Genomic DNA, 15,623 nt, shown 5'->3' on the forward strand with positions numbered 1-15,623 from the left:
CAACTGCGCCGAGGCGGCCCCATGACGCATGAGAGCGCATGGAGCCCGCCTCGGCGATGCGGGGATCAGTTCGAGGCGCCGACCCGGATTACACCGACGCCGCGCTCGATGACGATTTTCGTGCCGTAGGGCTGCGAGAGCGTTTGCAGCCGGGCAAGGATGCGGGCGCCGGTCGCCGCATCGGCCATGTGCGGCACACCGCGCCCGGCGCCGCTGGCGTTCACGCCGAGGTCGACGGGGTAGAGCCGCACTTCGGCAAGCTGGCCGTCGTGGTAGCGGGAAGTGGCGATCACCGTCTCGTAGAGGTTGGGGTCGGAGAATTCCTTGGCGTTGCGCGCGGCCAGAAGTTCGGGCGTCGTGACGGTGCCGGGGGTGACGCCGAACTGGTCGTACATGTCGGCCGGCACGTCATCGAGCGAGTTGTTCATCATCGCAAAGTTGCCGAGCGAGTAGAAGATCGGCTTGCCCTTGTAGATCTCGATCCCGCGAAGCTGGTGCGGACCGTGGCCGACATAGACATCCGCGCCGGCATCGATCGCCTGATGAGCCAGCCCTTGCGCGAACCCGGCAGGTGTCTTGCTGGCGTTGCCGGGTTCATGGTTGTGCAGGGAGAACACCGCGAAGTTGCCGTTCTCCTTGGCCTGCCGGACCGCCAGCAGGTTTCCGGCCACGTCCTTCGGGTTGAGGTCGTACTCGATCTTCATGGGCGAGACGGCATCGGCGGCGAGGCGGTATTCGCGGCCCTTCATCTTCACCGGCGCACCGTCCTTCGTTCCTGCCAGGCGGGCGATCACGGCAAGGTCGGTCTGCGACACCAGCCCCACTTCGGTGCTGCGGATCGTATTGGCGCCGCCGCGTCCCGGTACCTGGCCCAGCGGATCGGAGGCTGGCGACATCGGCGTGAACGTGGTGGTCGCCGAAACCAGGCCGATGCGGCCATGGCCGGCGTCGAAGTAGGCAGGCGCCCGCGCGGCGGTCATCGAGCGGCCGGTGCCGGCATGGACGACATGCGCCTTGTCCAGCAGGTCCAGCGTGTCGATCATGCCTTCCACGCCCCAGTCGGTGGCATGGTTGTTGGCGTGGCCGACGATATCGATGCCCATGCCGGCCACGTCCCCCGGCACTCTGGGGTCCGCGAGCATCCAGGTGCCGCCGGATTCGGCTTGCGGCGATCCCTTGAACGTCTTGAGGTCGAGCGCGGTCGTCTCGAAATTGCCGAAAGTCACGTCGGCGCTGCGCAGGAGGCGGAGCATGTCGGGCGACTGCCGCTCCAGCGTCTCCAGCATCGGGCGCAAGTAGATGAGATCGCCGACGGCCGCGAAAGTGAAGTCGCCGGCGATGGGCGAGCTGGGGACGGTCGTGACGGCCGGCAGCGCGCCGCCTTCCTCTTCTTCCTCCGCGAACGCAGGCATTGCGACGGCGGCGAAGGCAGCGGCGCCCGCGACAAGCAGGGCGCGGAAGGCGCGGTGGCGGATAGGCATGACGGAATTCCCCTTGGACTGGCCCGATAATGGCTGGCCTTCCGGGTTATCGCCTTGGGCTGACACGAACCTGTCGCGCCGGCAAAGTCGGGAACCGGGTCAGGCCGCCGCGGCGGAAAATTCCACTCTGGCACAGAGGCCCTGCCCGGTGCGGCCATCGTCCAGCGTCACCCGTGCGCCGAGCCGCTCGGCCAGGGCCCGGGCGATCGGCAGGCCGAGGCCCGTGCCGGAGGCCTGGCTCTGCCCCCGCACGCGGTAGAAGCGTTCCCATACCCGTTCGCGTTCTTCGGCGGGAATGCCCGGCCCGGTATCGTCGATCTCGACGAAGGCATTTTCCCCGCGCCGGCCGAGATGGACCGAAACCGCGCCGCCCGGCCGGTTGTAGCGAATCGCATTGTCCAGCAGGTTGCCGATCAGTTCGGCAGCCAGGCGCGGCTCGCCGATGGCGGTGACGGCGCCGTCGCTCTCGTCCTCATAGCTGATGTCGATATTGGCCGGCGCCAACGCGGCTCGATCCGCGGTGACCGACGACGTCACCTCCGACAAGTCGAAGGGTTCGAGCAGCGTACCTTCCTGATCCTCGCTGCGGGCAAGCGCGATGAGTTGGCGCAGCAATTGCTCCAGTGAATCTATCGCATAGGGAATGTCCTGAAGCGCGGCTTGCCCTTGCGGCGATTCCGGGCCGTAGCGGTCGAGCACGTCCAGCTGCACGCGCGCGACGGCAAGCGGGGTGCGCATCTGGTGAGAGGCGTTCGACGTGAACTGGCGCAGCGAATCCGCCGCCCGGTCCAGCCGCGCCATCAAGCCGTTGAACGCGGCAACGAAGGGCCGCATCTCCACCGGCGCCGTCTGCGACGCCTGCAGCCGGAAGGAGGGCGATGCGTCCTGCCGGGCCTGCTCGACTTGCCGCGTCATATCCAGCAGGGGGCGCAGGCCCCAGTGGATCGCCCACCAGAACAGCAGCCCCGTCACGGCGAGCGCGGCAAGGCCCACGAGGAAGACGCGCAAGGTGAAGTTCTTCTCGAAGGCGGCGCGGTCGTCCACATAGTCCGCGATCTGGATGGCGATCAGGCCGTCGTCGCCCGCGGCGCGGCGGATCTCGGTGGCGATCCGCACCGGCTTTCCGCGCAGCGTCCCGTCGCGCAGATAAGCCGCCTGCGTGACGGCCTGCGCGTCGGCCGGCTCCAGGTAGCCCCGCACCAGCCGGTGCTCGCGGTAGGCATTGTAGAAGGTGGCGGGGGCATGCGCATCGGTCACGCCGTTCCACTGGCGCGCATAGTCCGCGGGCGGCAGCAGGGCGGCGTCACCCGCGATCGCCCTGGCGCCGCGATAGACGCTGTAATGCACCACCGGCCGGGCACGGCGCTTGAGCAGGTGGATCGCCAGGGGGACCAGCCGCACGCGGTCCTGCGGCGGACTGTCGTAAGCCAGACTGAGCGTGCGGACCGAGCCGACCAGCACGCGGTCGACCGTATCGGCCTCGGTATTGTGCGTGACCAGCACTGTCACCACGCCGAAGAACAGCACGAGCGCGGCGAGCGGCAGCATGACCGCGCCGGTCAGGCGCACCCGAAGGGAGGGCGCGCGGGGGGAACGAACGTGAAGCATGGGGTCTGGCGTCGGTGCGTCTGGCGGCGGTTCAGGCCGCTTCGATCATGTAGCCCAGCCCGCGCACGGTCCGGATCGCCGGGCCGGAGGGCTGGAGCTTGCGGCGAAGGCGGCCGACGTAGACCTCCAGCGCATTGGGCGTAACCGCATCGTCGAAGGCGAAGACCTGGGCGGAAAGGCGTTCCTTGGGGATGACCTTCCCGGGGCGGCCCATCAGCGTTTCCAGCACGGCCAGTTCGCGGCGGCGCAAGTCGATCACGCTGTCGTCGAGGGAGACGGTGCGGCTGGACCGGTCGAACACCAGCGTACCGATGCGGAGCACCGGATCGGGCGTGCCCTGACTGCGCCGGACCAGCGCCCGGATCCGCGATTCGAGTTCGCGCGGGTCGAAGGGCTTGGCCATGTAGTCGTCCGCGCCGCGGTCCAGGCCGTTGATGCGATCGTCCACCATGTCGCGGGCGGTGAGAATGATGATCGGCGTCATCTCGCCCCGCGCGCGCAGGCGCGAGAGCACGTCCAGACCGTCGAGGTCGGGCAGGCCGAGGTCGAGGATGATCGCCGCATAGGGCTCTGCGCCGGCCATCTGCAGCGCATCCTCGCCATTTTCGAGCCGGTCCACCGAAAAGCCCGCAGCCTCCAGCGAGGCTGCGACGCCGCGCGCCAGCCTCTCATCATCTTCAACCAGCAGCAAACGCATCAAAAAATCCCCGAACAGCGACCCGTTTCCCTCCCCCAAGGATGTGAAATTTCGCCATGCATGGCTCTACGCATAACAAATGCCAAGCCTTTGCGACATGTTCTTGCAAATGATTGCACAAAAGCTTGACGCTGGGCGCACATGTCAGGTTCGTGACAGCGAGACCGTCTAGCGCCCCTATCGAACGCAATACCGCCTGCGCCGGAGGTCGATCGGCCCTGGAGCGCGGGTTGCGGGATCGAAAAGGGATCTTGCGACATGAAGTTGAGCCTGACGCCGATTGCCGGCGCGATGACTGCGATTGGAATGGCCGGCGCGGCTTACGCGGCGCCTGCGCCGGTCACGCCCGCTGCGGCCACCGAAGCCCAGATCGCGCAAGTCGACGCGATCTTCGCACGCTGGGCGCATCAGGATACGCCGGGCTGCGCGGTTGCCGTATCGCGCGGCAGCGAGATCCTTGCCCAGCGCGTCTACGGCATGGCCAGCCTGGAACTCGGCGTCCCGGCAAAGCAGGATTCCATCTATGAGGCGGGATCGGATTCCAAGCAGTTCACCGCCGCTGCCACGCTGATGCTGGCGCGCGAGGGCAAGCTCTCGCTTGACGACGACATCCGCAAGTACGTTCCCGAAATGCCGGACTACGGCGCGCCGATCACCATCCGCCACTTGCTGCACCACACCAGCGGCCTGCGCGACTGGGGTTCCGTCGCCGCGATCGAAGGCTGGCCGCGCAACAGCCGCACGGCGGACAACAAGGACATGCTGGACATTCTGGTCCGCCAGAAGCAGCTGAACTTCGCCCCCGGCGCGCACTACCTCTACAGCAACAGCAACTTCAACCTGCTGGCCATCATCGTCCAGCGCGTCAGCGGCCAGTCGCTGGCGGACTTCACGCACGACCGCATTTTCGTGCCGTTGGGCATGAGCCACACCCGCTGGCGCGACGACCATGGCGAAGTGGTCCCCGGCCGCACCGGCGCCTACGAATTCGAGAACGGCGTCTATCGCAACGACCAGGTGATCGAGGACGCCTACGGCAACGGCGGCTTGCTCACGACGGTGGACGATCTGGTCAAGTGGCAGGCCGCGCTGGATGACGACCGCTTCGGTCCGGGCTTCACAGAGGCCATGCAGCAGCCGACCCGGCTGAACGACGGAACCCGCATCGCCTATGCCCTGGCCGTCGTGAACCTCGACCATCACGGCGAGCAGGAAGTCAGCCACTCCGGCTCGACCGGCGGCTACCGCGCGTGGATGGCCCGTTATCCCAGGCAGAAGCTGGCTGTCTCGCTGCTGTGCAACGGCGGCAATGCTGATACGCCGACGCTGGGCCGCGATGTCGCGGACGTCTTCCTGCCCGCTTTCAAGTCCAGGCCCTACACGCCGAAGGGCGCGCTGCCGACCGGGCTCTATGCCGACGGCATGACCGGCTTCCCGGTTCGCTTCGCCGCCGATGCGCAAGGCCAGCTCACGGCCGACGGCCGCGCGCTGGAGCCGGTAGGCCCCGGCCGCTGGGCCCTGCGCGAGGATGTGTTTGCTTTCTCGAAGAGCGGCCTCGTGCGCGAAAACCGGGAGGGCGAGCGCATCGCCTACCGCAAGGTAGAGCAGGTCTCCGCCTTCGATCCCAAGGACTACGCAGGCCGTTTCTGCGGCGTCGATACCGGCGGCTGCCTGACTTTCCGCCAGCAGGGCGATACGCTGGTCTATGACGGCCCGCGCTGGTCGGGCCGTCCGCTGACCGCGGCTTATGCCGATGTCTTCACCGGCGACGCGCTGCCGCAGTCCTCATCCATGACCGTCAAGTTCAGGCGCGATGCCGGCGGCAAGGTCACCAGCCTGCGCTTCGGCGAAAGCCGTGCCTACGATGTCGAGTTCCGCCGCACCGACGGCTGAGCCCGTTCCCAGAAAACTCACCAAAAAAGAAGCCGCTCAGGGGCGGCCGGATAATCTCAAAAAGGGGTCCAAGAAAATGCGTGATACCAACCGGAAGTTTCGCCAGTTGCTAAGCGGCGGCACCGCCGCCCTCGGCCTGACCATGGCCTTTGCCCAGCCGGCAATGGCGCAGGATACCGCGCCCGTCGGCGCCGCCGAACAGAGCGGCCCCGACATCGTCGTCTCGGGATCGCGCATCGACCGCAAGGGCTTCGACGCGCCGACGCCCACCACGGTCGTCGGCGAAACCGAGCTGCGCCTGGGCGCCCGGCCCAGCCTGGCACAAGTGCTGAACGACCTTCCGCAGTTTCGCGCCACGCAGACGCCTGCCAGCACGGTGGCCAACACCAATTCCAGCGCTTCTGCCATGGACCTTCGCGGCCTGGGCGTGACCCGCACGCTGACCTTGCTCAACAACCGCCGCTTCACCGGCGCGGCCGACCTCAACACCATTCCGCAGGGCCTGGTGAAGCGCGTGGACGTCGTCACCGGCGGCGCGTCGGCGGCATGGGGTTCGGGCGCCATCGGCGGCGTGGTCAACATCATCCTCGACGACGAGCTTGAGGGCCTGACCATCGGCGCGCAGAACGGCATTTCCACGCGCGGCGACGGCTATCGCTACAGCTTCGACGGCACGTTCGGCACCAAGTTCGCGGACGGCCGCGGCCACTTCATGTTCGGCGCCGAATACCAGAACGACGAAGGCATCCTCGACCGCAATTCGCGCAAGAACGTCGGCAGCTCGAACCTGTTTTCGCCGGTTGGCGGCGATCACGACTATGTCCTGGTGCGCGACGTCAACGCCTCCAACACCAGCCTTGGCGGCCTGATCACTTCGGGCACGCTCAAGGGCCAGACCTTCAATGCGGACGGCAGCTTGCGCGCCTTCCAGTATGGCAGCCAGATCAGCGGCACCACCATGGTCGGCGGCGAAGGCGTTGCCACCAATGACGAATACGCCCTCACCAACCCCTACCAGCGCGTGAATTCCTACGCCCGCGCCAGCTTCGAAGTGGGCGACGCGACGTTCTGGGCAGACGGCAGCTACAGCCGGATATGGGCCAGCTATCCGTTCTACGCGGAAAGCGGCACTTACACGATCTCGGCCAGCAATCCCTACGTGTCGGACACGATCCGCAGCCAGCTTGCCGCCGCCGGCGAAACCAGCCTGAAGGTCGGCCGCGTGTTCGAGGACTACGGCTACCGCACTTTCGACTACTACCGCCAGAACGTGGAAGGCGCGATCGGCGTGGACGGCAGCTTCGCCGACGGCAAGTGGCGCTACAGCGCCTATTACAGCCACGGCGAAATGCGCAACATGCAGAGCTACCACAACCAGATCACCGGCGCGAACCTGACCAATGCGCTGGACGCGGTGACCGATTCCAGCGGCAACATCGTCTGCCGCGTGGCGCTGACCGATCCCACCACCGCCTGCGCCCCGCTCAACATCCTGGGCACCGGCACTGCCAGCCAGGCGGCGGTCGACTATGTGTTCGGCAACGATGCGCGCGCCGTCTACACCATCAAGCTGGACACGACCGGCGCCAGCCTGCGCGGCGATCCGTTCTCGACCTGGGCAGGCCCGGTCTCGATCGCGGTCGGCGCCGAGGCACGCTGGGAGGAACAGGTGACCAGCGGCCTTGACGCCGTCTCGGCCGCCAAGGGCTTCAGCCGCTTCAACTTCTCGCCGCTCAATGGCGGGTTCAATGTGCAGGAAGCCTTCGGCGAAGTGGCCGTGCCGCTGCTCGACAAGCCTTTCAGCAAGATCGACGTCAACGGCGCCGCCCGCTACAGCCACTACAGCACCAGCGGCGGCATCTGGTCGTGGAAGCTGGGCCTGACCGACCGCATCTTCGACAACCTGCTGCTGCGCGTCTCGCGTTCGCGCGACATCCGTTCGGGCAGCCTCAGCGAACTGTTCACCACCACCACGACCAGCTTCTCGACCGTGGCGGAGAACGGCAACACCTATTCGGTCACTCGCTTCGGCGGCGGCAATGCGAACCTGAAGCCCGAGATCGGCAGCACGCTGACCCTGGGCGCGGTGTTCACGCCCACCTTCCTGCGCGGCTTCAACCTCTCGGTCGATTACTACGACATCAAGCTGCGCGATGCGATCACCTCGCTGGGCGCGCAGGACATCGTCACGGGATGCAACAACGGCAACACCTCGCTCTGCAGCCAGATCGTGCGCGACAGCTCCGGTGCGCCGACCACGATCTACACGACCTACATCAACCTGGCGGAGTACAAGACCAAGGGCGTGGACATCGAGGCCACGTACCAGTTCCCGATGAGCACGATCGCCTCCAACCTGGGCGGCAACCTGCGCCTGCGCGGCCTGGCGACTTACGTGCCCAAGGTGCTCATCAACGATGGCACCACCACCGTGGACCGCGCGGGTGACGTGGGCGACAACGTCAGCTTCGGCACGCCGCACTGGCGCGCCAGCGGCATCGTCACGTATACGAGCGATACCTTCTCGCTCGACACCCGCGTGCGCTATGTCGGCGGCGGCAAGTTCAACCATGCGCTGGACATCGCCAACAACGACATTTCGGCCCGCGTCTACGTGGATCTTGGCGCGCAAGTGAACGTCGACAAGTTCACGATCTTCGCCAACGTCAACAACCTGTTCGACCGCGATCCGCCGCTGACCACGTACGGCGCGATCCACTACGACACCATCGGCCGCTACTTCACGATGGGCGCCAAGGTTCGCTTCTGAGCCAACCGGACGAAGCGCAAGGAATGGCGGTCCCTCGGGGCCGCCATTTCCGTATCCGCCAAAGGCCGACAGCCGCCGCCGCGGGCAGAACGGCCGCGGTGGTTCAGAACTTGTCGGTCGTCGACGATTTGCCGGTCTGGAGCCGGTATTCCACCGGGGTGTCGCGTTCTATGGGGACGGTCCAGTCGGCGTTCGCGTAGAGGCGCATGGCTGGCAGCGATGCGCAGTTCCTGCCCGCCGCGTCGCATTGCCTGCCTTCGGACATTTCCACGCTGGCATTCGAGCCATTGTGGAACGTGATCGCCCTGGCCGTTCGCGTGGCCGTGACTTTGCCGGTGGCCACTGCCGGGCGGACGATAATCAGCACGTCGTAGCCGATGAAGACCTTCAGGGCGCTCTGTTCTGCCGATATCGATCCGGCCACCGGCTTGATCGCCAGGCGATAGACCCGCTCGTCGCTGCCGCGCGGCGCCACCAGCGCTACCCGCACCAGCTTGCGCTCGCCGGGCTCCAGCACCAGTTTCTGCGGCGTGACCAGCAGGCCCGTCACGGCGGGGTCGGCGGAATCCACGCGCTTTTCCTGGGGCGTGCCCGGAGCCTGGATCACGGCAGGCTCGGCCAGGACATATTGGCGCTCGTTGCTGTCGTTGCTCACTTCGATGTCGTCGCGCGGCGGGGTGTCGGCGGGCAGATCCACGATCACCTTGCTCAAGGCGATGCCCGCCTCTGCGGGAACCGCGCCGGCCATGGCGGCAAGGGGCAGGGCGGCCCGGATCGCGATGCGGCGCAGCAACTGCGGTTGCGAAAGGCTGGGAGCAGGCATCATCATGGTTCGACCTTGGTTTGGCTGGGCGGAGAATCGGAATCGGCGGCCAGCCGCGCGACCGGCTGGCAGATGAGGTCGCCGACGGCGGCATAGCCGTCGACGGGATCGAGGGCGTCCAGGGCGACCTTGCAGACCGAGCCGTCGCGGCTGCGGACGATCAGGGTCGCGCCCCGGCTGGTCTGGATAAGGAAATGGCCCCGCTCGTCGCTTTGGGCCAGGTCGCCGCCGGCGGCGATCTCGGCCTGGACGATCGGCTGGCCGTCGGCGCGCACCAGTCGCCCGAACACTGCCGCGACCGGCCTTGCGCGCCAGACGAGTTGAACGACATTGCCGGGGTAGAGGCTCACTTGCCGCGCCTTCGCGTCGTAATCGCTGAGAACCTGGCCCTTGGCACGAACGCGCACGGCATAGGCACGATAGGAGGGCAGGGTCACGGTGAGGTCCTTGCCGCCTCGCGCGGTTCCCATCACCCGGTTGTCCACCAGCACCTCGAAGAAGGCGTCGGCATCGCCGTCGTCGATGTGGACGACCACCATGGCATCGCCGTTCCTGCCTTCGTTGAAGCGGACGCCGCCCTGGCCCACGACCAGCGCGGTGTTCAGCGATGCGGCGTACTGGGTTGCGCCGCCGGAGAAAGGCTGGACCAGATTGACGTTGCCCCCGCCCACATCGCTGCGCGCCTGGACTTGCGCCTGGGCGTAAGTAAGGCCGTTGGCGTGCTGCACGCCGCCGTCGGCCTGGACTTCCGCACCCGCCACGTCGTCGAACCGGCGCGAGACGTTGATGCCGCCCTGTAGCCCGTCGCGCAGCCCCTCGTTGCCCGGACCGACCTGGCCGGCGCCGGTCACCGTGTAGCTGGTGCGGGGGCGGGTGACGATCAGGTTCAACCCGACGTAGGCCTGCCGCCCCAGGCTCGTGAAGGTGTAGTTCCCGTTGAAATCGAGCGATGCCGAGCGCCAGCGCTTCAGCGGGAGATAGAGGGCCGGGCCCAGCGAATAGTCGCGGCTGGCCTCCTGCCGGCGGTAGGTGCCGACAAGGGACAGTCGCCCCTGCCCGATGCGATAGCCCACCGCGCCGCTGAACTGGGTGTAGGCGCCCGAATAAGGGGCATATTCAAGGCCGCCCGGTGCCGGCAGGACCAGGTCAGTGGTCGCCAGCAGCGGCCCTCCGCCCGGGTTCGCGATATGGCGGGCGTCGAGGTCGAGACTGAGCCGCCCCGCGCTTGTGCGCGAAATGTGGCCGTAGAGCCCCAGGCCGCCGCTGTTCGAGACATGGACCGAAGCGTCCAGTTGCCAGTCGCCCTGGAGCACCGTGGCGCCCGCCGCGCCCCATTGGCGCTTGTCAGTGCCGATCACGGCCAGGTTGACGGCCAGAGCGGGCGAGATGCGCCGCGCCCAGCCTCCCTGGAGCAGCGGCGTATGGGTGATGTCTCCGATCAGGCCCCGGTTGTTGCGCACCAGCGCGCCCGCATAAAGGAAGAACGCGTCATGCCCCGTCATCGGCAAGGTGCTGCTGCGCGAGAAGAAGCGCTGCTCGTCGCGCGTCGCGCCCGAAGCCGAGGTAATCCGCAGGATCACCGTGTAAGAGCCTTCCGGCAGTGCGGACGTATCGAGGGCCTGGTTCCCCGCATCGTACATCTGCGATGCCATGATGCGCCCGTTCACCAGAATATCCACCCGCGCGCGCTGATCGAGGAACAGGATCAGCGGGCTGCCCATCAATTGGTCGCGATCCAGCCTGGTGTTGAACTGCGTGGCGAGGCCGAGGCCGACCATCTTGACGCGGTCCAGCAGGGTGTCTCCCGGAATCCAGAAGGCGCCCGCGGTATAGCGCAGTCCGGGACGGTCGAGTTCGCCGGCCAGCGTGTCGGTCTGGAACCCGGAATAGCTCGCCTGCTGGAAACTGGCGCGGATGCGGCCCGTGCCGATCCCGATGACGGCGGTGTCCTGAAGGTAATACTCGGCCGCTTGCCCGCGCGCGCCGGTGATGGTTCCCGAGATGAAGTTGACCAGCGCGGGCGTGTCGGCGGGAGGCGGCAGGTTCTGCATCCGCACTGCCGCCTGAACCGAGAGGAAGCGCGGGGCGACGATGATATCCACCCGGTAGCGCGCGGGATCGAAGACGATGGCAACGACGTCCGGCTTGGGCCGGGGGCAGGGGCTGGAACTCTCCACCGGGCAGATCGCCTCGGGATGGGGATCGAGGTCGGGCGCGCCAAGGGCGGCCGTCAGCCGGGGGCGATCGCTGATGTCGGGCAGGCTCTCTACCAGCTTCTGCGCGTCCACGAAGCGGAAATGGCCGGGCTGCACGACCGCCACGGCCTCGCCTATCCGCACGCCGCCCATGTAGACATCGAGCACCACCTGCTGCGGACCGGTCAGGTCCTCGAAGCCGGGCGGCGCGTCCACCTTGAGGGCGGGGGCGGCCGCGGCCGGGCTTGCGATCGCTCCTGCGCCGGTGATGGCCATGCCGCCCAGAGCGACGAGAAAGCGTGCCCGCGCCATGCCCCGCCGGTCAGTTCGGCGACACCATGAGCGTCAGCGTTCCGGTATAGGTTCCGGCCTGGGCGGCACTCAGACTGGCGGCGGGCAGGGAGACGATGAGACTGGCGCTGCTCGCCAGCAGGCCGCCCAGCGAACAGAGAATGTTGATCCCGTTGGGCGAGGTGAGGGGCTGGCCGGATGTCATGGCCATGCCGCTCGTCTGCCCGCCGGAAAAGGACCATTGCACGGTATAGGCCAGCAGCGCCGCGCCATTGGCGGTATTTGCCAGCGTGAAGGCATTGCTCGCGCCCGATCCGGTGGCCCTGATCGTATATCGCGACAGGCTGGCATAGACGCACACCGTCTGCGATCTCGTCTGGCTGGCCGTCAGGGACGAAAGCGTGCCGAAGGAGACATCGCTCAGCGCATTGATCTGGAATTGCTGCGCCTGCACCTGGGAGACAGGCAGGAGCAGGCCGGTCAGCGCAAGAGCGCAGCCTGCCGCCCGCCCCATCGACGAAGCCATGAACGGTCCTTCCCTTGGAGAGGCCGCTGCCGCTTCCGCATCGGGCGGGACCCGATGTGCCGAAGCGGCAGGCCCTGGTGAGCGCGCCTTACTGCGGCGTCACCAGCAGGGTCAGTACGCCGGTGTAAGCCGCATTCGCGATCATGGAGTTCTGGTCGGTGGCAAGGATGGTCACGAAGAGCTTCGCGGTCGGGCTGGCGCCGGCGGCGCAGAGCGGGGTGACCGCCGTGCTGGTGAAGGCGGCGGACGTGACATTGGTCGTCAGCCCGGTGCCCGAAGTCGCGCTTGCCGAATTGGCCCAGGCGACGGTGTAGGGCACGGGCGCGTTAGTGCCGCTGGCGAGTGTGAAGGCGCCAGTCGTGCCATTGCCGGTGGCCCTGATCGTATAGCTCTTGCTGGAAGTATTGCTCCACACGCAGACGTTTTCGGTCTGCTGCGCGTCGGCGGCACCCGTCAGCGCGCTGAATGTGATGTCGGTCAGGTTCGAGATCTGCACCAGCCCCGCGATGGTGGCGTTGATGGTGACGGTGCCGGTGGATGTCGTTCCCAGCGCGCCCTGCGTTGCCGCATGGGCCGAGGCGACAGGAAGAATAGAGCCCATCATGGCAAAGATCATTAAGGAACGGCGCAAGCGATTGTTGTTAATCACATTCATGGCCTTCAATCCTATCAGGACCACCGAAGATGGATATGATCCAATATGACTTCGATTGCGGTCGTTGAAGACCACCTATCTAACTCAATAAATTCGTTCAGTGCCATAGAGATCCCGAATATATTGGATGTCAGACCGGCTGTAATTTTGCACCGATCCAGTTCCATCATTAATAATGACGAAAATCTGTTCATTCGATGATCTGGCGGGGGTGCCGCGAGCCCACGCGGGACGGCTGCGATTGTGGCTCGTCAACCCGGCGTAAGGCGCGGATCGACGATGGTGCGGATCGGTGCCGATGGGCCGGACATGTCCGCCATGGCCTGCGCCACTCCGGCGATGCCGATCCGTTCTCCAAGCCAGGGACGCACATCGATGCGCCCATCGGCGATCGCGCGCAGGGCAAGCTGCATGTCCTGCGGCTCCTCACCCCCTGCGAACTGGATGTTGAGCCGCTTGTTCTGGGCCGCGAAGACCAGCAGCTGTTCCGGCTCCATGCAGTAGCCGCCCATGACGATGCGCGCATCGAACCCGACCGAAGAGATGATCTGCTGCAGCATGCCCGGCATGCCCACGTTCTCGTAGACGAGGTTCACGCGCCAGCCGCCAAGATCCGGCAGCGGCGCATAAGGAGAGATCTCGCGCGGATCGACGGCGATTTCCGCGCCCATGGCGATGGCAAGGTCGCGGCGATCCTGATGGAAGTCGGCGGCAACGACGGGCGCGATGCCCAGAAGCTCCAGCCCGGCGATGACGCCCAGGCCGATCGCCCCGCAGCCCAGCACCAGGACGACATCGTCCTTCGTCGGCCGCCCGCGCCGCGCATGCTCCAACCCCACGGCGAGCGGTTCGGTGAGGGCCGCAAGATCGTCGTCCAGGTCCGACGGCACTTCCAGCATCATGTCCTCATCGAGGAGCATGTATTCTCCGAAACCGCCCGGGCAGTCGTGGCTGAAGCCGACGATGGCATGGGCGCCCGACTGCCGCATGATCGGGATGGAGGTGACCTTGCGCCCGGGCTTCACCTTGCACGCACTGCCGGGACCGTAATCGATGACTTCGCCGACATATTCGTGCCCGGGCACGAAGGGCCGCGCGAAATCGAGACCGGCGTAAGGCCCGCCGTGCGACCGGGACAGGGCGATGATCGTCTCGCCGGCGTGGAGGAAGTGCGCGTCGGACGCACACATTCCGCAGCTATGCGTTCGCACCAGGGCCTGGCCTTTGCCGGGGATGGGGTCGGGCATGTCGCCAAGGCGGACCAGGCCGTTCTGGATGTAAGCGGCTCGCATGGGACGGGGCCTTTCGGATCAGGATTGCGCGCGGAGCACCGCGTAGGAAGGATCGTTTGCATCGCGCCGGGACAGCGGGTCGGCGGAGAGGCCGCCTATGTCGCGCATCTCGTCGAAATCGCGAATGGCCATGCGGTGATCCAGCGCCCAGTGGCCATCGCGGCGCGACCAGCGGTCGACGTAGCGGGAGCAGGTCGTGATCTGGAACGGCGTCTCTCCGCGCAGGCCTTGAAGCGTGGCGGTGACGTAGGACTCGCTGCCGGCGGTGTCGCCGCGCAGTTCGATCAGGATGTTCGCGATCTGGTGCGAATGGCGTAGCAGTTTGCGGTGATCGGCGCAGATCCTGTCGATCACATCCCGCCCGCGCCCGCTGTGATAGCCGCCGCCGTACTCGGCCGTCGCATCCTCGTGCCAGACCGAATGCCCGAGCGGAATGTCGAGCCGGTCGACGGCCCGGCAATAGCGATGGATCTGCTCGGTGATGGCCTGCTTGTCCAGAAGGGCCTGAATGTCGCGGGCCTGGAGGTCATCTCGCCCCGTCATGCCGAATACCTCAATTTCGCGTGCTCCCGGCCATGTCCGCCATGGCCTTTTCGACCATCAAGATGCGCTCGCGCCGCGCTGCCGCCGATTGGGGCGCGTAGCCCTGCTCGTCATCGGCCAGCCCCCAGTTATGGACGGGGCCATGGGGCAAGCGCTCGAGCCCCACCCGCGCGACGTCTTCGGGCGAGGCGAGGCCGACGGGGATGGGCGCGCCGCGGCTCTCCAGCAGGCGCCGCAGTTCCGGCGTATCGGTGCGGCCGAGCAAGAGGTTCAGCACATCGACGCCGTGCCCGCGCAGTTCGGCCCAGAGGCCCTCCCCGAAGCACAAGTCGAACGCTTTCGTGCCGGAATAGACACCAAGCCCCCGTGCACCGCCGTAGCAGGCCCCGGAGCCGACCAGGATGATCCCTCCGCGCTTTCGGGTCCTCATCGCCCCTGCGAAATGATGGCAGGCCAGCATCGTCGTCACGACATTGCGCTTCACGAGATCGAGCCAGGCCTGCGGATCGTTCGAGAGAAAGCTGGAACTGTTGGGATCGGCACCGGCATTGCTGACGAACAGGCCGATTTCCCGTCCTGCGCTGACAGTCTTGAGCTGTTCGGCGGCACTGTCGGAAGCCAGATCGATCGTTTCGGCGGTGCATTCGATGCCGTGCGTCGCCGCCAATTCATGGGCAAGCGCGTCAAGCGGGGCGCGCCTTCGGGCGATCAGCACCAGGTTGAGACCGCGCGCCGCCAGTTCGCGGGCGAAAGCCGCGCCGGTTCCTTCGGATGCACCGGCGATCAGCGCCCAAGGGCCGTACTTCTCGGTAAATGCCATGGCAGGCCGCTCCCCCTCGTGTTGTTTCA

General features: G+C 66.7%; 12 protein-coding genes. 2 read left to right on the plus strand and 10 right to left on the minus strand.

Translation table 11 applies throughout. The annotated features are described in order from the left end of the window. Positions 1 to 65: 65 nt before the first annotated feature. From AB4Z00_RS11595 to AB4Z00_RS11605, 3 genes are all read right to left on the minus strand, one after another. Positions 66 to 1,481: a CapA family protein gene (locus AB4Z00_RS11595; protein ID WP_442046042.1), complete on the minus strand. Its 1,416-nt coding sequence runs from the start codon at positions 1,479 to 1,481 to the stop codon at positions 66 to 68. Positions 1,482 to 1,580: 99 nt separating this feature from the next. After that, a complete protein-coding gene (locus AB4Z00_RS11600) occupies positions 1,581 to 3,089 on the minus strand; it encodes an ATP-binding protein (protein ID WP_442046043.1) in 1,509 nt (502 codons plus the stop codon). Between the two features lie 31 nt (positions 3,090 to 3,120). Beyond that, entirely contained in the window at positions 3,121 to 3,786 is a 666-nt protein-coding gene (locus tag AB4Z00_RS11605) for a response regulator transcription factor (RefSeq protein ID WP_442046044.1), read from the minus strand. Positions 3,787 to 4,044: 258 nt separating this feature from the next. On the opposite strand from AB4Z00_RS11605, the gene AB4Z00_RS11610 reads away from it, so the two are divergent. Both AB4Z00_RS11610 and AB4Z00_RS11615 read left to right on the plus strand, forming a co-directional pair. Next, positions 4,045 to 5,679, plus strand: coding sequence for a serine hydrolase domain-containing protein (locus AB4Z00_RS11610; RefSeq protein WP_442046045.1), 1,635 nt, complete (start codon positions 4,045 to 4,047; stop codon positions 5,677 to 5,679). A gap of 76 nt (positions 5,680 to 5,755) precedes the next feature. Then, positions 5,756 to 8,449, plus strand: coding sequence for a TonB-dependent receptor domain-containing protein (locus AB4Z00_RS11615; RefSeq protein WP_442046046.1), 2,694 nt, complete (start codon positions 5,756 to 5,758; stop codon positions 8,447 to 8,449). Positions 8,450 to 8,552: 103 nt separating this feature from the next. Here AB4Z00_RS11615 and AB4Z00_RS11620 read toward each other — a convergent pair whose 3' ends face one another. The 7 genes from AB4Z00_RS11620 to AB4Z00_RS11650 all read right to left on the minus strand — a co-directional run bounded on the left by AB4Z00_RS11620 (position 8,553) and on the right by AB4Z00_RS11650 (position 15,594). Next, a complete protein-coding gene (locus AB4Z00_RS11620) occupies positions 8,553 to 9,278 on the minus strand; it encodes a fimbrial biogenesis chaperone (protein ID WP_442046047.1) in 726 nt (241 codons plus the stop codon). Continuing rightward, positions 9,275 to 11,779 (minus strand): TcfC E-set like domain-containing protein, encoded by a 2,505-nt coding sequence (locus tag AB4Z00_RS11625; RefSeq protein ID WP_442046048.1) that lies wholly within the window; start codon positions 11,777 to 11,779, stop codon positions 9,275 to 9,277. Before AB4Z00_RS11625 ends, AB4Z00_RS11620 begins: the two co-directional genes overlap by 4 nt. Before the next feature lie 10 nt (positions 11,780 to 11,789). After that, positions 11,790 to 12,284: a hypothetical protein gene (locus AB4Z00_RS11630; RefSeq protein WP_134094314.1), complete on the minus strand. Its 495-nt coding sequence runs from the start codon at positions 12,282 to 12,284 to the stop codon at positions 11,790 to 11,792. Positions 12,285 to 12,372: 88 nt separating this feature from the next. Continuing rightward, on the minus strand, positions 12,373 to 12,888 hold the full coding sequence (locus tag AB4Z00_RS11635) for a hypothetical protein (protein ID WP_442046049.1): 516 nt from the start codon (positions 12,886 to 12,888) through the stop codon (positions 12,373 to 12,375). Between the two features lie 302 nt (positions 12,889 to 13,190). After that, complete coding sequence (locus AB4Z00_RS11640; protein WP_442046050.1) at positions 13,191 to 14,231, minus strand: alcohol dehydrogenase catalytic domain-containing protein; 1,041 nt, start codon at positions 14,229 to 14,231, stop codon at positions 13,191 to 13,193. Positions 14,232 to 14,249: 18 nt separating this feature from the next. Next, entirely contained in the window at positions 14,250 to 14,774 is a 525-nt protein-coding gene (locus AB4Z00_RS11645; RefSeq protein ID WP_442046051.1) for a nuclear transport factor 2 family protein, read from the minus strand. Positions 14,775 to 14,784: 10 nt separating this feature from the next. Beyond that, on the minus strand, positions 14,785 to 15,594 hold the full coding sequence (locus tag AB4Z00_RS11650; RefSeq protein WP_442046052.1) for an SDR family NAD(P)-dependent oxidoreductase: 810 nt from the start codon (positions 15,592 to 15,594) through the stop codon (positions 14,785 to 14,787). Positions 15,595 to 15,623 lie beyond the last annotated feature (29 nt).

Source organism: Novosphingobium sp. YAF33 (assembly GCF_052113265.1).
Lineage (GTDB): Bacteria > Pseudomonadota > Alphaproteobacteria > Sphingomonadales > Sphingomonadaceae > Novosphingobium.

What these genes read in the sequence shown, in the direction of transcription:
- AB4Z00_RS11630 (WP_134094314.1), bottom strand. Translation starts at nt 12,284, where the DNA reads ATGGCTTCGTCGATGGGGCGGGCGGCAGGCTGCGCTCTTGCGCTGACC.
- AB4Z00_RS11645 (WP_442046051.1), bottom strand. Translation starts at nt 14,774, where the DNA reads ATGACGGGGCGAGATGACCTCCAGGCCCGCGACATTCAGGCCCTTCTG.
- AB4Z00_RS11615 (WP_442046046.1), top strand. Translation starts at nt 5,756, where the DNA reads ATGCGTGATACCAACCGGAAGTTTCGCCAGTTGCTAAGCGGCGGCACC.
- AB4Z00_RS11640 (WP_442046050.1), bottom strand. Translation starts at nt 14,231, where the DNA reads ATGCGAGCCGCTTACATCCAGAACGGCCTGGTCCGCCTTGGCGACATG.
- AB4Z00_RS11635 (WP_442046049.1), bottom strand. Translation starts at nt 12,888, where the DNA reads ATGATGGGCTCTATTCTTCCTGTCGCCTCGGCCCATGCGGCAACGCAG.
- AB4Z00_RS11610 (WP_442046045.1), top strand. Translation starts at nt 4,045, where the DNA reads ATGAAGTTGAGCCTGACGCCGATTGCCGGCGCGATGACTGCGATTGGA.
- AB4Z00_RS11650 (WP_442046052.1), bottom strand. Translation starts at nt 15,594, where the DNA reads ATGGCATTTACCGAGAAGTACGGCCCTTGGGCGCTGATCGCCGGTGCA.
- AB4Z00_RS11605 (WP_442046044.1), bottom strand. Translation starts at nt 3,786, where the DNA reads ATGCGTTTGCTGCTGGTTGAAGATGATGAGAGGCTGGCGCGCGGCGTC.
- AB4Z00_RS11595 (WP_442046042.1), bottom strand. Translation starts at nt 1,481, where the DNA reads ATGCCTATCCGCCACCGCGCCTTCCGCGCCCTGCTTGTCGCGGGCGCC.
- AB4Z00_RS11620 (WP_442046047.1), bottom strand. Translation starts at nt 9,278, where the DNA reads ATGATGATGCCTGCTCCCAGCCTTTCGCAACCGCAGTTGCTGCGCCGC.
- AB4Z00_RS11625 (WP_442046048.1), bottom strand. Translation starts at nt 11,779, where the DNA reads ATGGCGCGGGCACGCTTTCTCGTCGCTCTGGGCGGCATGGCCATCACC.
- AB4Z00_RS11600 (WP_442046043.1), bottom strand. Translation starts at nt 3,089, where the DNA reads ATGCTTCACGTTCGTTCCCCCCGCGCGCCCTCCCTTCGGGTGCGCCTG.